Origin of the sequence: Pseudomonas sp. S4_EA_1b, assembly GCF_016307435.1 — a bacterium.
In the GTDB taxonomy this organism is placed as follows: Bacteria; Pseudomonadota; Gammaproteobacteria; order Pseudomonadales; family Pseudomonadaceae; genus Aquipseudomonas; species Aquipseudomonas rhodesiae.
This window is the reverse complement of the sequence record NZ_JAEILC010000116.1, coordinates 5,343-20,649: the sequence shown is the minus strand read 5'-3', so window position 1 is coordinate 20,649 and position 15,307 is coordinate 5,343. Positions and strand designations below refer to the sequence as shown.

General features: G+C 64.0%; 13 protein-coding genes. All 13 read left to right on the top strand.

Annotated features, from left to right (window positions below; genetic code table 11):
- Positions 1–281: 281 nt before the first annotated feature.
- The 13 genes from YA0848_RS30010 to YA0848_RS29950 all read left to right on the top strand — a co-directional run bounded on the left by YA0848_RS30010 (position 282) and on the right by YA0848_RS29950 (position 15,177).
- Positions 282–1,613 carry an amidase gene (locus tag YA0848_RS30010; protein WP_169902736.1) on the top strand — a complete coding sequence of 444 codons (1,332 nt, stop codon included), beginning with the start codon at positions 282–284 and terminating at the stop codon, positions 1,611–1,613.
- 11 nt (positions 1,614–1,624) lie between these two features.
- A complete protein-coding gene (locus tag YA0848_RS30005; RefSeq protein ID WP_034096065.1) occupies positions 1,625–2,503 on the top strand; it encodes a polysaccharide deacetylase family protein in 879 nt (292 codons plus the stop codon).
- Between the two features lie 23 nt (positions 2,504–2,526).
- A complete protein-coding gene (locus YA0848_RS30000; protein ID WP_034096066.1) occupies positions 2,527–3,867 on the top strand; it encodes an MFS transporter in 1,341 nt (446 codons plus the stop codon).
- 10 nt (positions 3,868–3,877) lie between these two features.
- Positions 3,878–4,639 carry an SDR family NAD(P)-dependent oxidoreductase gene (locus tag YA0848_RS29995; protein ID WP_034096067.1) on the top strand — a complete coding sequence of 254 codons (762 nt, stop codon included), beginning with the start codon at positions 3,878–3,880 and terminating at the stop codon, positions 4,637–4,639.
- Positions 4,640–4,928: 289 nt separating this feature from the next.
- Positions 4,929–5,678, top strand: a complete 750-nt coding sequence (locus YA0848_RS29990; RefSeq protein ID WP_034096068.1) for an SDR family NAD(P)-dependent oxidoreductase — start codon at positions 4,929–4,931, stop codon at positions 5,676–5,678.
- A 13-nt stretch (positions 5,679–5,691) separates the two neighbouring features.
- The gene (locus YA0848_RS29985) at positions 5,692–5,991 is read left to right on the top strand and encodes a hypothetical protein (RefSeq protein ID WP_034096069.1); all 300 of its coding nucleotides are present in this window, start codon (positions 5,692–5,694) and stop codon (positions 5,989–5,991) included.
- Positions 5,988–6,962, top strand: coding sequence for a CobW family GTP-binding protein (locus YA0848_RS29980; RefSeq protein ID WP_169902734.1), 975 nt, complete (start codon positions 5,988–5,990; stop codon positions 6,960–6,962). The genes YA0848_RS29985 and YA0848_RS29980 overlap by 4 nt, the downstream gene beginning before the upstream one ends.
- Positions 6,959–8,137, top strand: coding sequence for an ABC transporter substrate-binding protein (locus YA0848_RS29975; protein WP_094064855.1), 1,179 nt, complete (start codon positions 6,959–6,961; stop codon positions 8,135–8,137). The genes YA0848_RS29980 and YA0848_RS29975 overlap by 4 nt, the downstream gene beginning before the upstream one ends.
- A gap of 210 nt (positions 8,138–8,347) precedes the next feature.
- Positions 8,348–10,684 (top strand): putative bifunctional diguanylate cyclase/phosphodiesterase, encoded by a 2,337-nt coding sequence (locus tag YA0848_RS29970; RefSeq protein ID WP_034111908.1) that lies wholly within the window; start codon positions 8,348–8,350, stop codon positions 10,682–10,684.
- Between the two features lie 193 nt (positions 10,685–10,877).
- Complete coding sequence (locus YA0848_RS29965; RefSeq protein WP_169902733.1) at positions 10,878–11,555, top strand: methylamine utilization protein; 678 nt, start codon at positions 10,878–10,880, stop codon at positions 11,553–11,555.
- The gene (locus YA0848_RS29960) at positions 11,539–13,890 is read left to right on the top strand and encodes a putative bifunctional diguanylate cyclase/phosphodiesterase (RefSeq protein ID WP_169902732.1); all 2,352 of its coding nucleotides are present in this window, start codon (positions 11,539–11,541) and stop codon (positions 13,888–13,890) included. The genes YA0848_RS29965 and YA0848_RS29960 overlap by 17 nt, the downstream gene beginning before the upstream one ends.
- A gap of 37 nt (positions 13,891–13,927) precedes the next feature.
- Complete coding sequence (locus YA0848_RS29955; protein WP_169902854.1) at positions 13,928–14,758, top strand: DUF3034 family protein; 831 nt, start codon at positions 13,928–13,930, stop codon at positions 14,756–14,758.
- A complete protein-coding gene (locus tag YA0848_RS29950; RefSeq protein WP_034096076.1) occupies positions 14,758–15,177 on the top strand; it encodes a group I truncated hemoglobin in 420 nt (139 codons plus the stop codon). The genes YA0848_RS29955 and YA0848_RS29950 overlap by 1 nt, the downstream gene beginning before the upstream one ends.
- Positions 15,178–15,307 lie beyond the last annotated feature (130 nt).

The following is a 15,307-nucleotide window of genomic DNA, read 5'->3' as shown; positions in this document are numbered from 1 at the left end:
TCACTCTGCGCCACGTTGTGTGCACTTTTTTGGGGCCTGAAACGGATCGTTGTTACTTTTCTGCCCCAAAATGTACTTATTAATAAAAGATACATTATTTGAGCCTAAGTCACTTCTCCTCTGCTTGTCGGATTATTCTGCAACCCTGAAAGGGCTCTAGTCCGCTATTTCTAGCGTTAACCACCCGGAAAGCGCCAGTAGATCACCCAATGCTGGCACGAAAGCTGCCTTTGTAAAATGTACATTTTATGAATATGTACGTTTTTACAAGGACTGCGCTGATGTCAGATGCCACATCAATGGCCGAGGGTTTCGCCCACGGTCGCAGCGACCCGGTGCAAGCTCTGGAGCACTCGCTTGACCAGGCCCGGCGGTCTAGCTGCGTGTTTATCAGCCTCACCGCCGACCGCGCACGCCGTGAAGCCGAAGCCGCCGCTGCCCGCTGGCGTGCCGGTCAGCCATTGAGCCCGTTCGACGGCGTGCCGCTGGCCTGGAAAGACCTGTTTGACATGGCCGGCAGCGTCACCACCGCCGGTGCCGCCTACCGTCGCAATGCCCCCGCCGCCGCGCTCGATGCGCCCGTTGTCGCTCTGTTGTGCCGCGCCGGCATGGTCAGCGTGGGCAAGACCAACCTCAGTGAACTGGCGTATTCCGGCCTGGGCCTGAACCCGCATTTCGGCACGCCGCACAATCCCCATGCCAGCGATCAGCCGCGTATTCCCGGTGGTTCGTCGTCCGGTTCGGCGGTGGCCGTCGCCGCTGGAATCGTGCCGATCGCCATGGGCACCGACACCGCCGGCTCGATCCGCATCCCCTCGGCCTTCAATGGCCTGGTGGGGTATCGCAGCAGCAGTCGGCGCTATAACCGCGACGGTGTATTCCCTTTGGCTCGCACCCTCGACAGTCTCGGCCCGCTGACGCGTAGCGTGCGCGATGCGCTGACCCTCGACGATATCCTTCACGGCCGCATGCACACCCATACCGCACGCAGCCTAAAGGGTCAGCGGTTTGTGCTGGAGCACAGCGTGCTGAGCCACGTTGAACCGGCCGTAGGCAATAACTTGCTGCGCGCCGTGGAGCAACTCAAAGCCGCCGGTGCGCTGGTCGAAAACCGTGAAAGCCCGACCTTCAAAGGCGCACTGGAACTGATCCACCAACATGGCTGGCTCGGCGCCTTCGAAGCCTTCGCCCTGCACCAAGCCCTGCTCGACAGCGCCGACGCCGCGCAACTCGATCCACGGGTGCGCCGCCGCCTCGAAACCGCGCGCGGGCTGCCCGCCAGCCAGTTAATCGGCCTGATCGAGGCACGCCAACGCCTGCAACTCCAACTGGTCGACGACCTCGACGGCGCGATCCTGATCACGCCCACCGTCGCCCACGTCGCCCCGGCCCTGGCGCCTCTGGAAGCCGACGACGACCTGTTCGCCACCACCAACCTCGCCACCCTGCGCCTGACCATGCCCGGCAGCTTGCTGGACATGCCCGGCGTGACCTTGCCCAGCGGCCGCGATGCCTTGGGCCTGCCCACCGGGGTGCTGCTCAGCGCCCCGATGGGGGAGGACGCGCGCCTGCTGCGCGCCGCGCTGTCCGTCGAATCCGTACTTAACGTTTAAGGAGATACACCATGGCTAAAGACATCCTTTGTGCATTTGGCGTCGACGTTGATGCCGTCGCCGGCTGGCTCGGTTCCTACGGCGGCGAGGACTCGCCGGATGACATCTCTCGCGGCCTGTTCGCCGGGGAAGTCGGCGCGCCGCGCCTGCTCAAACTGTTCGAACGCTACGGCCTGCGCACCACCTGGTTTATCCCCGGCCACTCGATGGAGACGTTCCCCGAGCAGATGAAGGCCGTCGCCGATGCCGGCCACGAAATCGGCGTGCATGGCTACAGCCACGAAAACCCGATTGCGATGACCGCCGAGCAGGAAGAAATCGTCCTCGACAAGTCCATCGAACTGATCACCCAAGTGACCGGCAAACGCCCCACCGGCTACGTTGCGCCGTGGTGGGAATTCAGCAAGGTCACCAACGAGCTGCTGCTGAAAAAAGGCATCAAGTACGACCACAGCCTGATGCACAACGACTTCCACCCCTACTACGTACGCAAGGGCGACAGCTGGACCAAGATCGACTACAGCCAGCACCCCGACACCTGGATGAAACCGCTGGTACGCGGTGAAGAAACCGACTTGGTAGAGATCCCGGCCAACTGGTACCTGGATGACCTGCCGCCGATGATGTTCATCAAGAAAGCCCCCAACAGCCACGGCTTCGTCAACCCGCGTCACCTCGAAGAAATGTGGCGCGACCAGTTCGACTGGGTCTACCGCGAACATGAACACGCGGTGTTCACCATGACCATCCACCCCGACGTATCCGGCCGCCCGCAAGTGCTGCTGATGCTCGAACGCTTGATCGAACACATCCAGAGCCATGCCGGCGTGCGTTTTGTCACGTTCGATGAAATCGCCGACGACTTTATCCGTCGCCAACCGCGTTCCTGACCCCACCCCTTGAGGCGCCACCCATGTCCATCTACAACAAGCTTGACCTGACCGGTTGGAAACCCCGGCAATTGACGTCCCAGGAAGTGCGCTTCGCCACCTGGATTGCGTTTTTCGCCTGGGTGTTTGCGGTGTACGACTTCATTCTGTTCGGCACCTTGCTGCCGGAGATCGGCCGCCACTTCGGCTGGGGTGAAGTGGAGCAAGCCGAGATCGCGACCTGGGTGGCGGTGGGCACCGCCGTGGTCGCCCTGGCCATCGGCCCTATCGTCGACAAACTGGGGCGGCGCAAAGGGATTATTTTCACCGTGGCCGGTTCGGCGCTGTGTTCGGCGCTGACCGCGATCGGCGGGGCGTGGGGCAAGTCGCCGTTGATTCTGATCCGTTCGTTGGGCGGTCTGGGTTATGCCGAAGAAACCGTCAACGCCACCTACCTCACCGAGCTGTATGGCGCGTCGGAAGACCCACGACTGACCAAGCGGCGCGGTTTCATCTACAGCCTGGTGCAGGGCGGCTGGCCGGTAGGGGCGCTGATTGCGGCGGGGTTGACCGCCTTGTTGCTGCCGATCATCGGTTGGCAGGGGTGTTTTATCTTCGCGGCGATCCCGGCCATTGTGATTGCAATCATGGCGCGCAAGCTCAAGGAGAGCCCGCAGTTCCAGATCCATCAGCGCATCAGCGAACTGCGTAAAAGTGGCGCGGTGAACGAAGCGCAGAACGTCGCCGCCACCTACGGCGTGGACTACGACGAACACAGCAAGGCCGGGCTCAAAGCCGCATTCCGTGGCCCGGCACGCCGCGCCACCCTGGTGATCGGCGCCGCGCTGTTGCTCAACTGGGCGGCGATCCAGGTGTTCAGTGTGCTGGGCACGTCGGTGATCGTCAGCGTGCACCACATCTCGTTCGAGAACTCGCTGATCATCCTGGTGCTGTCGAACCTGGTGGGTTACTGCGGCTACCTCAGCCATGGCTGGATGGGCGACAAGATCGGCCGCCGCAATGTGATCGGCCTGGGCTGGATGCTCGGCGGTCTGTCGTTCGCCGGCATGCTGTTCGGCCCGAGCAATATGGCCATGGTGGTGGGCTTGTACAGCCTGGGCCTGTTCTTCCTGATCGGGCCGTACTCGGCGGCGCTGTTCTTTATCAGTGAAAGTTTCCCCACCAGCATTCGCGCCACCGGCGGCGCGATCATCCATGCCATGGGGCCCATCGGTGCGGTGGTCGCAGGCTTTGGTGCCACTCAAGTGTTGTCCGCCGGCAGCGACTGGCAGACCGCGGCGCTGTGGTTCGGTGCGTTGCCGTGCTTCCTGTCCGGTGCGCTGATGTTTGCCGCCCGCCATGTCCGCCCGGAAACCGTGCAGTAAGGAGTATTCGATGAATCGTAAAGTTGCCTTGATTACCGGTGCCGCCAGCGGCATCGGCCAAGCCCTGGCCGTGGCCTATGCGCGCAATGGCGTGACGGTAGTGGGCGGGTATTTTCCGGCTGATCCCCATGATCCGCAGATCACTGTGAGCCTGGTGCAAGAAGCCGGTGGCGTCTGCCTGATGTTGCCGCTGGACGTGGGCGACACCGCCTCGGTGGACGCCTTGGCCGCGCAGGCTGTGCAGCATTTCGGTCGGCTCGACTATGCGGTGGCCAACGCCGGCCTGCTGCGTCGCGCACCGTTGCTGGACATGACCGATGCGCTGTGGGACGAGATGCTCAACGTCGACCTGACGGGCGTCATGCGTACCTTTCGCGCTGCCAGTCGGCATATGAACGAGGGCGGTGCGTTGGTGGCGATTTCGTCGATTGCCGGCGGCGTGTACGGCTGGCAGGACCACAGCCACTACGCCGCCGCCAAGGCTGGAGTGCCGGGGTTGTGCCGTTCGCTGGCGGTGGAACTGGCGCCTCTGGGCATCCGCTGCAATGCGGTGATCCCGGGCCTGATCGAGACGCCGCAGTCCCTGGACGCCAAAAACTCCCTCGGCCCCGAAGGACTGGCCAAAGCCGCCCGCGCTATTCCGCTGGGCCGGGTAGGGCGCGCCGATGAAGTGGCGTCGCTGGTGCAGTTCTTGACCAGTGATGCGTCCAGCTACCTTACCGGCCAGAGCATCGTCATCGACGGCGGCCTGACCGTACGCTGGCCTGACTGATGGGGGGGAGGGGGCTTGCCCCCGATGGTGGTGGGTCAGACACAGCTGCCCTGGCTGAACCGCCGCAATCGGGGGCAAGCCCCCTCCCACATTGGAATGCCCCTGGCCTGACGGATGTACTCGCTCCCACTATGGAATGCCACTGGCCCGACGGATGTACTCGCTTCAACTGTGGGAGGGGGCTTGCCCCCGATGGGGGGTTGCCAGACGCAGCTGTCCTGGCTGAACCACTGCAATCGGGGGCAGGCCCCTCTCACATTGGAATTTTGTTTGTTTCTGGAGAATGTATATGCCCCAACTCACTGATCGTCGCGCTGTGATCACCGGTGCCGGCAGCGGCATTGGTGCCGCCATCGCCCGCGCTTATGCGGTTGAAGGCGCGCGTCTGTTATTGGCCGACCGCAACCCCGCCAGCCTCGCCGAAACCGCGATCACCTGCCGCAACCTGGGCGCCGAGGTGGTCGAGTGTGTGGCCGATGTCGGCACGCTAGAAGGCGCTCAGGCCGGGGTCGACCGGTGTGTCGAGCACTTCGGCGGTATCGATATTCTGGTCAACAACGCCGGCATGCTGACCCAGGCGCGTTGTGTCGATCTGACCCTCGAAATGTGGAACGACATGCTGCGCGTCGACCTCACCAGCGTGTTCGTCGCCAGTCAGCGCGCCCTGCCGCACATGCTGGCGCAGCGCTGGGGGCGGATCATCAATGTGGCCTCGCAACTGGGCATCAAGGGCGGCGCCGAGCTGACTCACTACGCCGCCGCCAAGGCCGGGGTGATCGGCTTCACCAAGTCCCTGGCCCTGGAAGTGGCCAAGGACAACGTACTGGTCAACGCCATCGCCCCGGGGCCGATCGAAACGCCGTTAGTGGGCGGGATCAGCGAGGCTTGGAAACGCGCCAAAGCCGCCGAGCTGCCCCTGGGCCGCTTCGGCCTGGCCGATGAAGTGGCGCCCACCGCCGTGCTGCTCGCCAGCGAGCCGGGCGGCAATCTGTTTGTCGGCCAGACGCTTGGCCCGAACGCCGGCGACGTCATGCCATGAGCGGGGTATAGCGATGTGTGGACTCTGCGGACTGCTGGGCGAAGACCTGCATTGGAGCGACCCCTTGGGCGATGAGTTGCCCCGGCGCCGGGAACGGCTGCGCCGCATCGCCGCGATCAATCAGGTGCTGGCGGTGTTCCGGCTCAAGGTCGAAGATTTCCAGGGCGCCTCTTATTTACTGATCGGCGCCACCGGCAAACAGGCTCTGGCCAGCGGCCTGGATCAACTCTGGCAAGCGGCCGAAAGCATGCTCGGCCGTGCGTTGGACCCCCTCGATGCGACGCTGTTGGATCACTTGGAGTCCGCCCCATGAGCATGGCCCTGAACGTCATCACCGGCTTCCTCGGCAGCGGCAAAACCACCTTGCTCAAGCGCCTGTTGCACGGTGAAAGCCTGGGTGACACCGCGTTACTGATTAACGAATTCGGCGATGTGGGCATCGACCACCTGCTGGTGGAAGAAGTGGCCCCGGACACCGTGCTGCTGCCCAGCGGCTGTGTGTGTTGTTCGATTCGCGGCGAGTTGAAAGACGCGCTGCTGGCCCTGTTGCAGCGCCGCGAACGCGGTGAAATCCCTGCGTTCAAGCGCGTGATCCTGGAAACCACCGGCCTGGCCGACCCGGCGCCGATCCTCGCCACACTCAACAACGACGTGCAACTGCGCGGGCGTTTCCATATCGGCCTGGTGATCACCCTGGTGGACGCCAGCCACGCCGCCCTGCAAGAACGCCTGCACCCGGAATGGCTGGCCCAAGTGGCCGCCGCCGACCGCCTGCTGCTGAGCAAAACCGACCTGGCCGGCGATTGCGCCCCGCTGCGTGCGCACTTGCAGGCGCTCAACGCCGGTACGCCGATCCTCGACTCCCACGCCATTCACAGCGGCGACCAATTGTTGCTCGGCGAAGGCCTGCGCAGCGCCGAGCCCGCCGATGAAGTGCAACGCTGGCAACTGCATCGATCCACCACCGCCTCCCATGGCGCGGCGCAGGTGTGCTGCCTGACCTTCGAGCAGCCGCTGGACTGGGTAGGGTTCGGGGTGTGGTTGTCGATGCTGCTAAGATGCCACGGCGAACGAATCCTCAGGGTCAAGGGACTGCTCAACGTGAACGCCAGTAACGCCCCCATCGTCATTCATGGCGTGCAGCATTGCCTGCACGCGCCGGTGCATCTGCCTGCGTGGCCGGGCAGCGACCGGCAATCGCGCTTGGTATTTATCCTGCGCGGCCTCGACCCTGCGCTGTTGCGTCGTTCTTTCGAGGTGTTTTCCCGGCGGTTGGCCCGATGATCACACTGCGCGTCCTCGGCACTTCGGTGACTTTGCTCGAATGTTTGCGCGTGCGGGCCGAGCAGGAACTTGGCATTCGCCTGGTCTATCAGGTGCACGATGTCGAGCAGGCCCAGCGTATTGCGGTGATGCAGCCCGACAGTTACGACCTTTACGATCAATGGTTTCACAACGTCGACTTCGTCTGGCCGGCGCGGGCGATCCAGCCCATCGACACGCGCCGCATCGCGCTGTGGCACGAGATCAACGACTTGCCCAAGCGCGGGCGCCTGAGCCCCAACGACCGCCTGGGCAGTGGCAGCGTGCCCAGCGAGCGGCTGTTTGTGCAGCACGACGGTAGCCTCGGCAGCACCGTGACCGAACGTATCAGCATGCTGCCCCTGACCCACAACGCCGACAGTTTTGCCTACCGCCCCGAGCGTCTGCCCGCAGGCTTTTGCCGGGGCAACGAAAGTTGGGGCTGGCTGCTGGACCCGGCGTGGCGCGCGCGCACCGCACTGCAAAGCGACGCCGCCATTGGCGCATTGGATGCCGCGCTGGCGGTGCAGGGCGCTGGGCTCGCCAGTTTCCGCGACATCGGCAATATGAGCATCGAGGATATCGACGTGCTCGCCGACATCCTAGTGCGCAAGCAGAAGGAGGGGCACTTCGCGGCGTTCTGGTCAGACGACGAAGAAGCCGCGCAACTGATGCTCAGCCCCAGTATCGATATCCAGAGCCTGTGGTCTCCAACCTTGATGCGCCTGCATCGCGCCGGTGTGAAGTACCGCCTGGCGGTGCCGCGCGAAGGCTATCGCGCCTGGTTCGGCGGTTTGTCGTTATCGCGCCATGCCCAGGGCGCGGTGCTGGATGCCGCCTACGCGTACCTCAACTGGTGGCTGTCCGGCTGGCCCGGTGCGGTGATGGCGCGTCAGGGTTATTACATCGGCAACCCGGCCCGCACGCGCGACCATTTGAGCGCCGCCGAGTGGGATTACTGGTACGCCGGCAAGCCCGCCCGTGAAGAACTGCCGGGCAGCGATGGCCTGCCGCTGATCGACCGGGGCGAGGTGCGCGACGGCGGCTCCTATGAACAGCGCATGGGCCATATCGCGGTGTGGAACGCGGTGATGGACGAGCACAACTACCTGGTGCGCCGCTGGGGCGATTTCATGCGCGCGCGAGGGCCGGCCTGACCCAAGAAGCCAAGCCTCTGTCGCCAATAAGCTGACGCTGAAGTCCCCGGTTTTATTGGGTGGACAAGCGCCTGCGCCGAGCTAATCTGCTCAACACAAATACCTGCAATGGACGGGTATTTTTTGACGCCAGGTCAGCTGTCGCAGGGAATGCACATGACAAATGGACGTAGTGGCAGAAACAGACGAACGCTGCCAGAGGGCACGCCGATGACGTGGCGCCATACGTTCCAGACCCGCATTGCCGGCGTATTGGCGTTGCTGCTGTTGGTGGTGGTCGCCGCGACCTACTTTGCGGTGCAGGCCGCCACCAGCCGCGCCGTGGAGAACCAGGCCCGCGCCCAACTGAAAACCGGCAGTCAGGTGTTCGAACGCCTCTTGGACCTGCGGGGTCGGCGCCTGCAATACGGCCTCGACTGGCTGACCGCCGACGGCCCATTCGTAAGCGCGGTGGCCGAGGGCAACTCGGCGTCGATCCTGGATGTGCTGGAGCGTCACGGCAGCGGCATCCGTTCCAGCGAAGTGCTGGTGCTGGGCCTGGACGGCACGGTGATGGTCAGCACCTTGCCGGGGTTTACGCGGGGCCAGGTCTTCCCTTATGCCGAGGCACTGCGTCGGGCCCGGCGCAGTGGCTTGCAGATGTTGATCGTGGCCATGGACCAGCGCCCCTACTTGCTGGTGCAGGACGAAGTCGTCGACACAACGCCCATCGCTCGCGTGGTCATGGGCTTTCCCATGGACACGTTGTTCGCCAATGAACTGCGCTCCATGAGCAACCTGGAGGTGTCGTTCCTCAGCATGCGCAACGGGCATGTCGGCCAATTATTCAGCACCCAGCCCGACGCTTATCAGGCCACGGTGATCAACCTGTTGCGTGGGGCCCGTCCGGACCCCGAGGCGCATATCCATCGGTTCTACGGCGAGCGTGTGCTCAGCCAGGTGCTGACGCTGGCCAATACCGGTGAGGGCGATGACGTGCGGGTGTTGCTGCAAAGCCCGCTGGATCATGCTCTGGAATCCTTTGCGCCGCTGGACCGGCAGTTCCTCGGAATTGCCCTGGCGGTGTTGGTGGTGTCGTTGGCTGGCGCGTTGTTTCTGGCGCGACGCGTGTCGCGGCCGCTCAATGCCTTGGTGGACGCCGCCGGGCGGATCGGCGCCGGTGACTACCGCACCCCGGTGCGGGTGCGTGGCCACGATGAGTTCGGCCTGCTGGCCCGCGCCTTCAATGCCATGCAAAGCGGCATCGCCATGCGTGAACGGCAACTGGCCCATAACGCTTTGCACGACCCCCTTACCGGGCTGCCCAATCGCGCCCTGGCCATGGAGCGCTTGGGCAGTGCGATCAGTGCGCGGCGGCCGGTGGCGCTGCTGTACCTGGGCATCGAAAACTACCGCGCAATCAACGAAGGCTTCGGCCCGGAGGGGGTTGAAGACATGTTGCGCGAAGCCAGCCGGTGCCTGTCCATGAGCCTGTTGGCCAGCGACACCGCGGCGCGGGTGTCCGGCAGCGAATTTCTGCTGTTGCTGGAAAATATCGGCATCGACCGCGCCGTGGCCCGCGCCGACCGCCTCTATGCACTGCTCACCGAGCCTCAACGCATTGGCAACGACGAGCTGCGCCACGAAGTGAGCATCGGCATTGCGGTCTACCCCAATGACGGCCAGCACGTCGAAGAACTGATCAGCCGCGCCGCCATCGCCCGCCACGATGCGGCGATGCTGCCGGGCTATCTGCAGATCTACCAGCAGGACCGCGACCTCGCCCATCAGCGCCAGATCACCCTGATTCGCGACTTGCGCCGTGCCGCCGCCGAAGGTGCGTTGCACCTGTGTTACCAGCCCAAGCTCGACCTCAAGCACGGCCAGGTGCGCCAGGCCGAAGCCCTGCTGCGCTGGCAGCACCCCAGTCTGGGGTTGGTGTCGCCGGCCGAGTTCATTCCCCTGGCCGAGCGCACCGGCAGCATGGCCAGCCTGACCCACTGGGTGATCGAAGAAGCCATCCGCCAGATCGCCGAATGGGCGCGGCGCGGCCTGTTGATCCAGTTGTCGGTGAATATCTCGGTGGACGACCTGGCCGACGACGACCTGGCGATCCGCGTGACGACTTTGCTTGCCCAGCACGGTGTGCAAGCCGAGCAATTGCTGTTCGAAATTACCGAGAGCGCCATCATGCACAACCCCCGCCAGGCCCTTAGCGTGTTGGAGCAACTGCGCGGCTGCGGTATCAGCCTGTCGGTGGATGACTTTGGCACCGGTTATTCCTCCCTCGCCCAACTGCAACGCCTGCCGGTGCAGGAGCTGAAGATCGACCAGTCCTTCGTGCGCAACCTCGACAACGAGGGCGGCGACGGCGTGATCGTGCGTTCGACCATCGAGATGAGCCATAACCTGGGGCTCAAAGTGGTGGCCGAAGGGGTGGAGTTCGAACCCAGCTTGAAGCTGCTCAAACAGTGGAACTGCGACACCGCCCAGGGCTACCTGATCAGCCGGCCGCTCAACGCCATGGCTTTTGAGATGTGGATGCGGCGCGAACGCGCGGCGGTCTAGACACCTTGCAGGTGACTACAGCTTTTTTAGGTATGGTCGATAACTTCTACGGAGCCTGACCGTTTGCACAGTTTTTACCGACCAACGGTTTAGCGTCCTCCTGTGTTCAATAGTGGCATTTTGCCTTGATTGCGGCATCATGGCCGTGACCGTTCTTTTCCGCCAAGGCTGGACGCTTTCTACCGGATCTCCCATGGCCCGATGTGTAAACCTGTTATCTCGCATGATGCTCTTGCTGGCGGCGGCAGCGCCCGTTTCGGCGGCCACCCTTGAGGTGTTGGTGCAGCAGGCCGATGGCAGCCCGGTCAGCGATGCGGTTGTGACTTTGCAAGGCCCGGCCGCTGTGGCGGCCGTCGCGCCCAAGGCGGAGATGGACCAACGTGGCCAGCGCTTCGCCCCCCATGTGCTGGCGGTGCATACCGGCACCCAGGTGCGCTTCCCCAATAGCGACAATATTCGCCATCAGGTGTATTCATTTTCGGCCGCCAAGCGTTTCGAACTGCGCCTGTACGAAGGCACGCCGACCGCACCGCTGCTGTTCGACAAACCGGGCGTGGTGATGCTGGGCTGCAATATCCATGACTGGATGCTCGGCTATATCTACGTCACCGACGATCCTCACTTCGGCGTCAGCGATGCCCAAGGCCGCGTGCGCCTGGAACCATTGGCGCCGGGGGATTACCACGCCACCCTGTGGCACCCGCAGCTGGCGGATATGCAGCCGCTGGACGGCGGCACCTTGCATATTCCCGCCGCCGGCCTGAGCCACCGCGTGCAGCTCACCCTGCAACCCGCCTCGGCAGACCTGCCACCGGCGCCGACCGCCTTCGGTGACGCCTTCAATCGAGCTGCCCGTGAAACTGCGCAGTAGTTACCAGGCGCGGGTCGCCACGGTCCTGATCCTGCTGTCGCTGGTGGTGATCGGCGCGCTGTATTTCAGCGTCAAGATGGCCACCCGCCAGGCTGTCCATGGCCAGGCGTTGGCCCAGTTGCAGGTGGGCACGCGGGTGTTCGAGCGTTTGCTGGATGTGCGCGGCCGGCGCCTGGCCGATGGCGTGCAACTGCTGGCGGCCGACTTTGGCTTTCGCGATGCCGTGGCCAGTGGCGATTCGGCGACGATGCGCTCGGTACTGCTCAACCACGGCAAACGCATCAATGCCAGCGACATGATCCTGCTGGGCATGGACGGCAAAGTCCTGGCCAGCACCGTCGACGAAGTCGCCGAGGGTTCGAGCTTTCGTTACGACCAGGCATTGCGTGAAATGCGCCGCCAGCGCCAGGCCGCGTTGTTGATCGTGCCGCTGCAAGGCACGCCGCACCTGCTGGTGGAAGCGCCGGTGCTGGCGCCGTTGCCGATTGCGCGGGTGGTGATGGGCTTCAGCATGGACACGGCGTTCGCCGATGAACTGCGTTCGTTGAGCAATCTGGAAGTGTCGTTCCTGGCCATCGACCGCCAGCAGCCCGGGACGCTGGTCAGCACCCAACCCCAGGTGCTGCGCGACAGTATCGTCAGCCTGATGCTGGGGGCGTCCACCCATGAGGGCGTGTCCACCACCGAGCATCTGGCGCACCGTTTTCTCAGCCAATCGCTGGTGTTGGCCAGCGACGCCGACAGCCAGGTGCTGGCCTTGCTGCAAAGCCCGCTGGATTCGGCGATGCAAGCCTTTGTGCCGTTGGATGAAAAGATTCTGGCCATCGCACTGATTGCGTTGGCGGCGTCGCTGGTCGGCGCATTGCTGCTGGCGCGGGGCGTATCGCGTCCGGTGCAAGCCTTGGCCCAGGCCGCCGAACGTATTGGCCATGGCGACTACCAGACCCCGGTCATCCTGACCCGCAGCGACGAACTGGGCCGCCTGGCCCTGACGCTCAACGCAATGCAACGCGGCATCGCCGAGCGTGAACAGCAACTGGCCCACAACGCGCTGCATGATCGCCTCACCGGTTTGCCCAACCGTGCGTTGGCCATGGAGCGCCTGGGCAGCGCGATTGCCACCCAGCGGCCGATGGCGCTGATTTACTTGGGCATCGACAACCTGCGCGCCGCCAGCGAAACCGCCGGGCCGGACGCCGTGGATGAGTTGTTGCTCAATGTCAGCCGACGCCTGCAAGCCGTGCTGCGCCCACGGGACACCCTGGCGCATCTGATTGCCGACGAGTTCCTGCTGCTGCTTGATGGCTCCGGTCGTGACGAAGCGGTGGGCCTGGCCGACAAGCTGCAGCAATTGCTATTGCGCCCCCAGCGTATCGCCGGCCACGACCTGGCGCTCGACTGCCGCTTGGGCATCGCGGTGTACCCGGACGATGGCGATTCTGCGCATAGCCTGCTGGAACGCGCAGCGATTGCCATGAAGGACGCCGCGCAAATGCCCGGTCGCTTGCAGGTGTACGAGCCGGGCCGCGACCTTGCTCATCGTCGCCAGATCACCCTGATCCGCGACCTGCGCCACGCCCCCGGCCAAGGCCAGTTGCTGCTGCACTACCAGCCCAAGCTGGATATTCGTCTGGGCCATGTGCGTCAGGCTGAAGCCCTGTTGCGCTGGCAGCATCCGCAGTTCGGCATGGTTTCGCCGGCGGAATTCATCCCCCTGGCCGAGCGTTCGGGCAGCATCCAGTTGCTGACCCAGTGGGTGATTGAAGAGGGCATCCGCCAGTTGTGCGAGTGGAACCGCCGAGGCCTGTACCTGCAACTGTCGCTGAACATCTCGGCCGACGATTTGCTTGGCGATGAGCTGGCCCACCGCGTTTCGGCGCTGTTGCGGCGCTACGGGCTGCCGGCCGAACAACTGGTGTTCGAGATCACCGAAAGCGCGGTGATGCGCGAACCGGAAAAGGCCTTGAAAGTGCTGCACCTGCTGCGCGAGTGCGGCATCAGCCTGTCGGTGGATGACTTTGGCACCGGGTACTCGTCGTTGGCCCACCTCAAGCGCCTGCCTGTGCAAGAGTTGAAGATCGACCAGTCGTTTGTGCGCAACCTGGACGAAACCAGCGAAGACGCAGTGATCGTGCGTTCCACCATCGAGATGAGCCATAACCTGGGGCTCAAGGTGGTCGCCGAGGGGGTCGAGTACGCCCACAGCCTGCGCCTGCTGGAGCGCTGGCAATGCGATACGGCGCAGGGTTACCTGATCAGTCGGCCCTTGAGCGCCGACGCTTTCGAAGCCTGGGTGGCCTTGCCTCTCAGTGCGCAAACTTCGCAGGTGCATTGAGGGCTATGACGTGCGTCTTTCTCTACTGATCGGTTGCATGGCCAGCCTGAGCCTGCCCGCCGCCTTGGCCGATAACGGTCGCCTGCTCGCCACCGGCGGCGCCAGCAGCCTGGAAGGCGCGGCGGGCGGCGGCATCACCCCGTGGGCGGTGCTCACCGGTTACGGCGAGCAACACGAATGGGGCGCCACGGCGTTTGCCACCACGGTCGACCTGCCGGACTACCGGCTCGATGTCGCCGGGTTGGCGCTGGCCTACGACAACCGCGTGGAAGTCTCTTTCGCTCGGCAACGTTTTGACCTGGGCACCTTGGTACACAAGCTGAACCTGCCCGACGACCACCTCGGCCAGGATGTGCTGGGGGTCAAAGTGCGGCTGTTCGGCGATGTGATCTACGACCGCTTGCCCCAGGTTTCGCTGGGCCTGCAATACAAGCATCAGAACACGTTCGATATTCCGCGCCTGATCGGCGCCAAGCGTGACAGCGATGTGGAAGGCTACCTGGCCGCCAGCCGCCTGTTCATGGGCGCGGCCTTTGGCTACAACGTGCTGGTCAACGGCGGCCTGCGCTACAGCCGCGCCAATGAAACCGGCCTGCTCGGTTTTGGCGGCGACCGCCGCGACCGCCGTAGCCTGCTCAAGGAAGGCTCGGTGGCGCTGCTGTTCAACCCGCGCTGGGCGCTGGGCGTGGAGTACCGCGAGAAACCCGACAACCTGGCGTTCGCCGGAGAAAGCGACTGGGCGGACGTGTTCCTCGCATACTTCCCCAGCAAGCATGTGTCGTTTGTGCTGGCGTATGCACGGCTGGGGGAAATCGCCACGTTGGATAACCAGAACGGCACTTACCTGTCCGTCCAGGGGAGTTTCTGATGCGCGTATTGCCCGTGCTGTTGCTGGCGCTGCTGAGCGCCTGCGCCCAGCAACCGCCCAAGGACGACAGCCTCTACCGCGACCTCGGCGCCATGCCCGGCATCACCCGCATCGTCGAAGGCATGCTGCTCAACATCGCCCGCGACGAACGCATCGTCGAGCGCTTCCGGCGTATCGACATCCAGCGCCTGCGCAACAAACTGATCGAACAGTTCTGCGTCGAAGCCGGCGGCCCATGCACCTACACCGGCGACAGCATGGCCGAGAGCCACAAAGGCCAGAACGTCAGCCGCAGTGACTTCAACGCATTGGTGGAGGATCTGATCAAAGCGATGGACAGCGAAGGCATCCCAGTGCCCACACAAAACCGCCTGCTCGCCCGCCTGGCACCCATGCGCGGCGAAGTGATCGAGCACTGATCCCAGCGCCAACCCCATTCCAATGTAGGAGGGGGCTTGCCCCTGATGGCCGTCTGTGTTTTCACGAATTGAGTGCTTGGCATTCTGGGGGCGTCCATGTATGAGCAGGGCTTTTGTGGTGAGCGGGCTT

Bases quoted from the DNA above. Each gene is read 5' to 3' on its own strand.
- YA0848_RS30010 (WP_169902736.1), top strand. From the start codon at position 282: ATGTCAGATGCCACATCAATGGCCGAGGGTTTCGCCCACGGTCGCAGC.
- YA0848_RS30005 (WP_034096065.1), top strand. From the start codon at position 1,625: ATGGCTAAAGACATCCTTTGTGCATTTGGCGTCGACGTTGATGCCGTC.
- YA0848_RS30000 (WP_034096066.1), top strand. From the start codon at position 2,527: ATGTCCATCTACAACAAGCTTGACCTGACCGGTTGGAAACCCCGGCAA.
- YA0848_RS29995 (WP_034096067.1), top strand. From the start codon at position 3,878: ATGAATCGTAAAGTTGCCTTGATTACCGGTGCCGCCAGCGGCATCGGC.
- YA0848_RS29990 (WP_034096068.1), top strand. From the start codon at position 4,929: ATGCCCCAACTCACTGATCGTCGCGCTGTGATCACCGGTGCCGGCAGC.
- YA0848_RS29985 (WP_034096069.1), top strand. From the start codon at position 5,692: ATGTGTGGACTCTGCGGACTGCTGGGCGAAGACCTGCATTGGAGCGAC.
- YA0848_RS29980 (WP_169902734.1), top strand. From the start codon at position 5,988: ATGAGCATGGCCCTGAACGTCATCACCGGCTTCCTCGGCAGCGGCAAA.
- YA0848_RS29975 (WP_094064855.1), top strand. From the start codon at position 6,959: ATGATCACACTGCGCGTCCTCGGCACTTCGGTGACTTTGCTCGAATGT.
- YA0848_RS29970 (WP_034111908.1), top strand. From the start codon at position 8,348: ATGACGTGGCGCCATACGTTCCAGACCCGCATTGCCGGCGTATTGGCG.
- YA0848_RS29965 (WP_169902733.1), top strand. From the start codon at position 10,878: ATGGCCCGATGTGTAAACCTGTTATCTCGCATGATGCTCTTGCTGGCG.
- YA0848_RS29955 (WP_169902854.1), top strand. From the start codon at position 13,928: ATGGCCAGCCTGAGCCTGCCCGCCGCCTTGGCCGATAACGGTCGCCTG.
- YA0848_RS29950 (WP_034096076.1), top strand. From the start codon at position 14,758: ATGCGCGTATTGCCCGTGCTGTTGCTGGCGCTGCTGAGCGCCTGCGCC.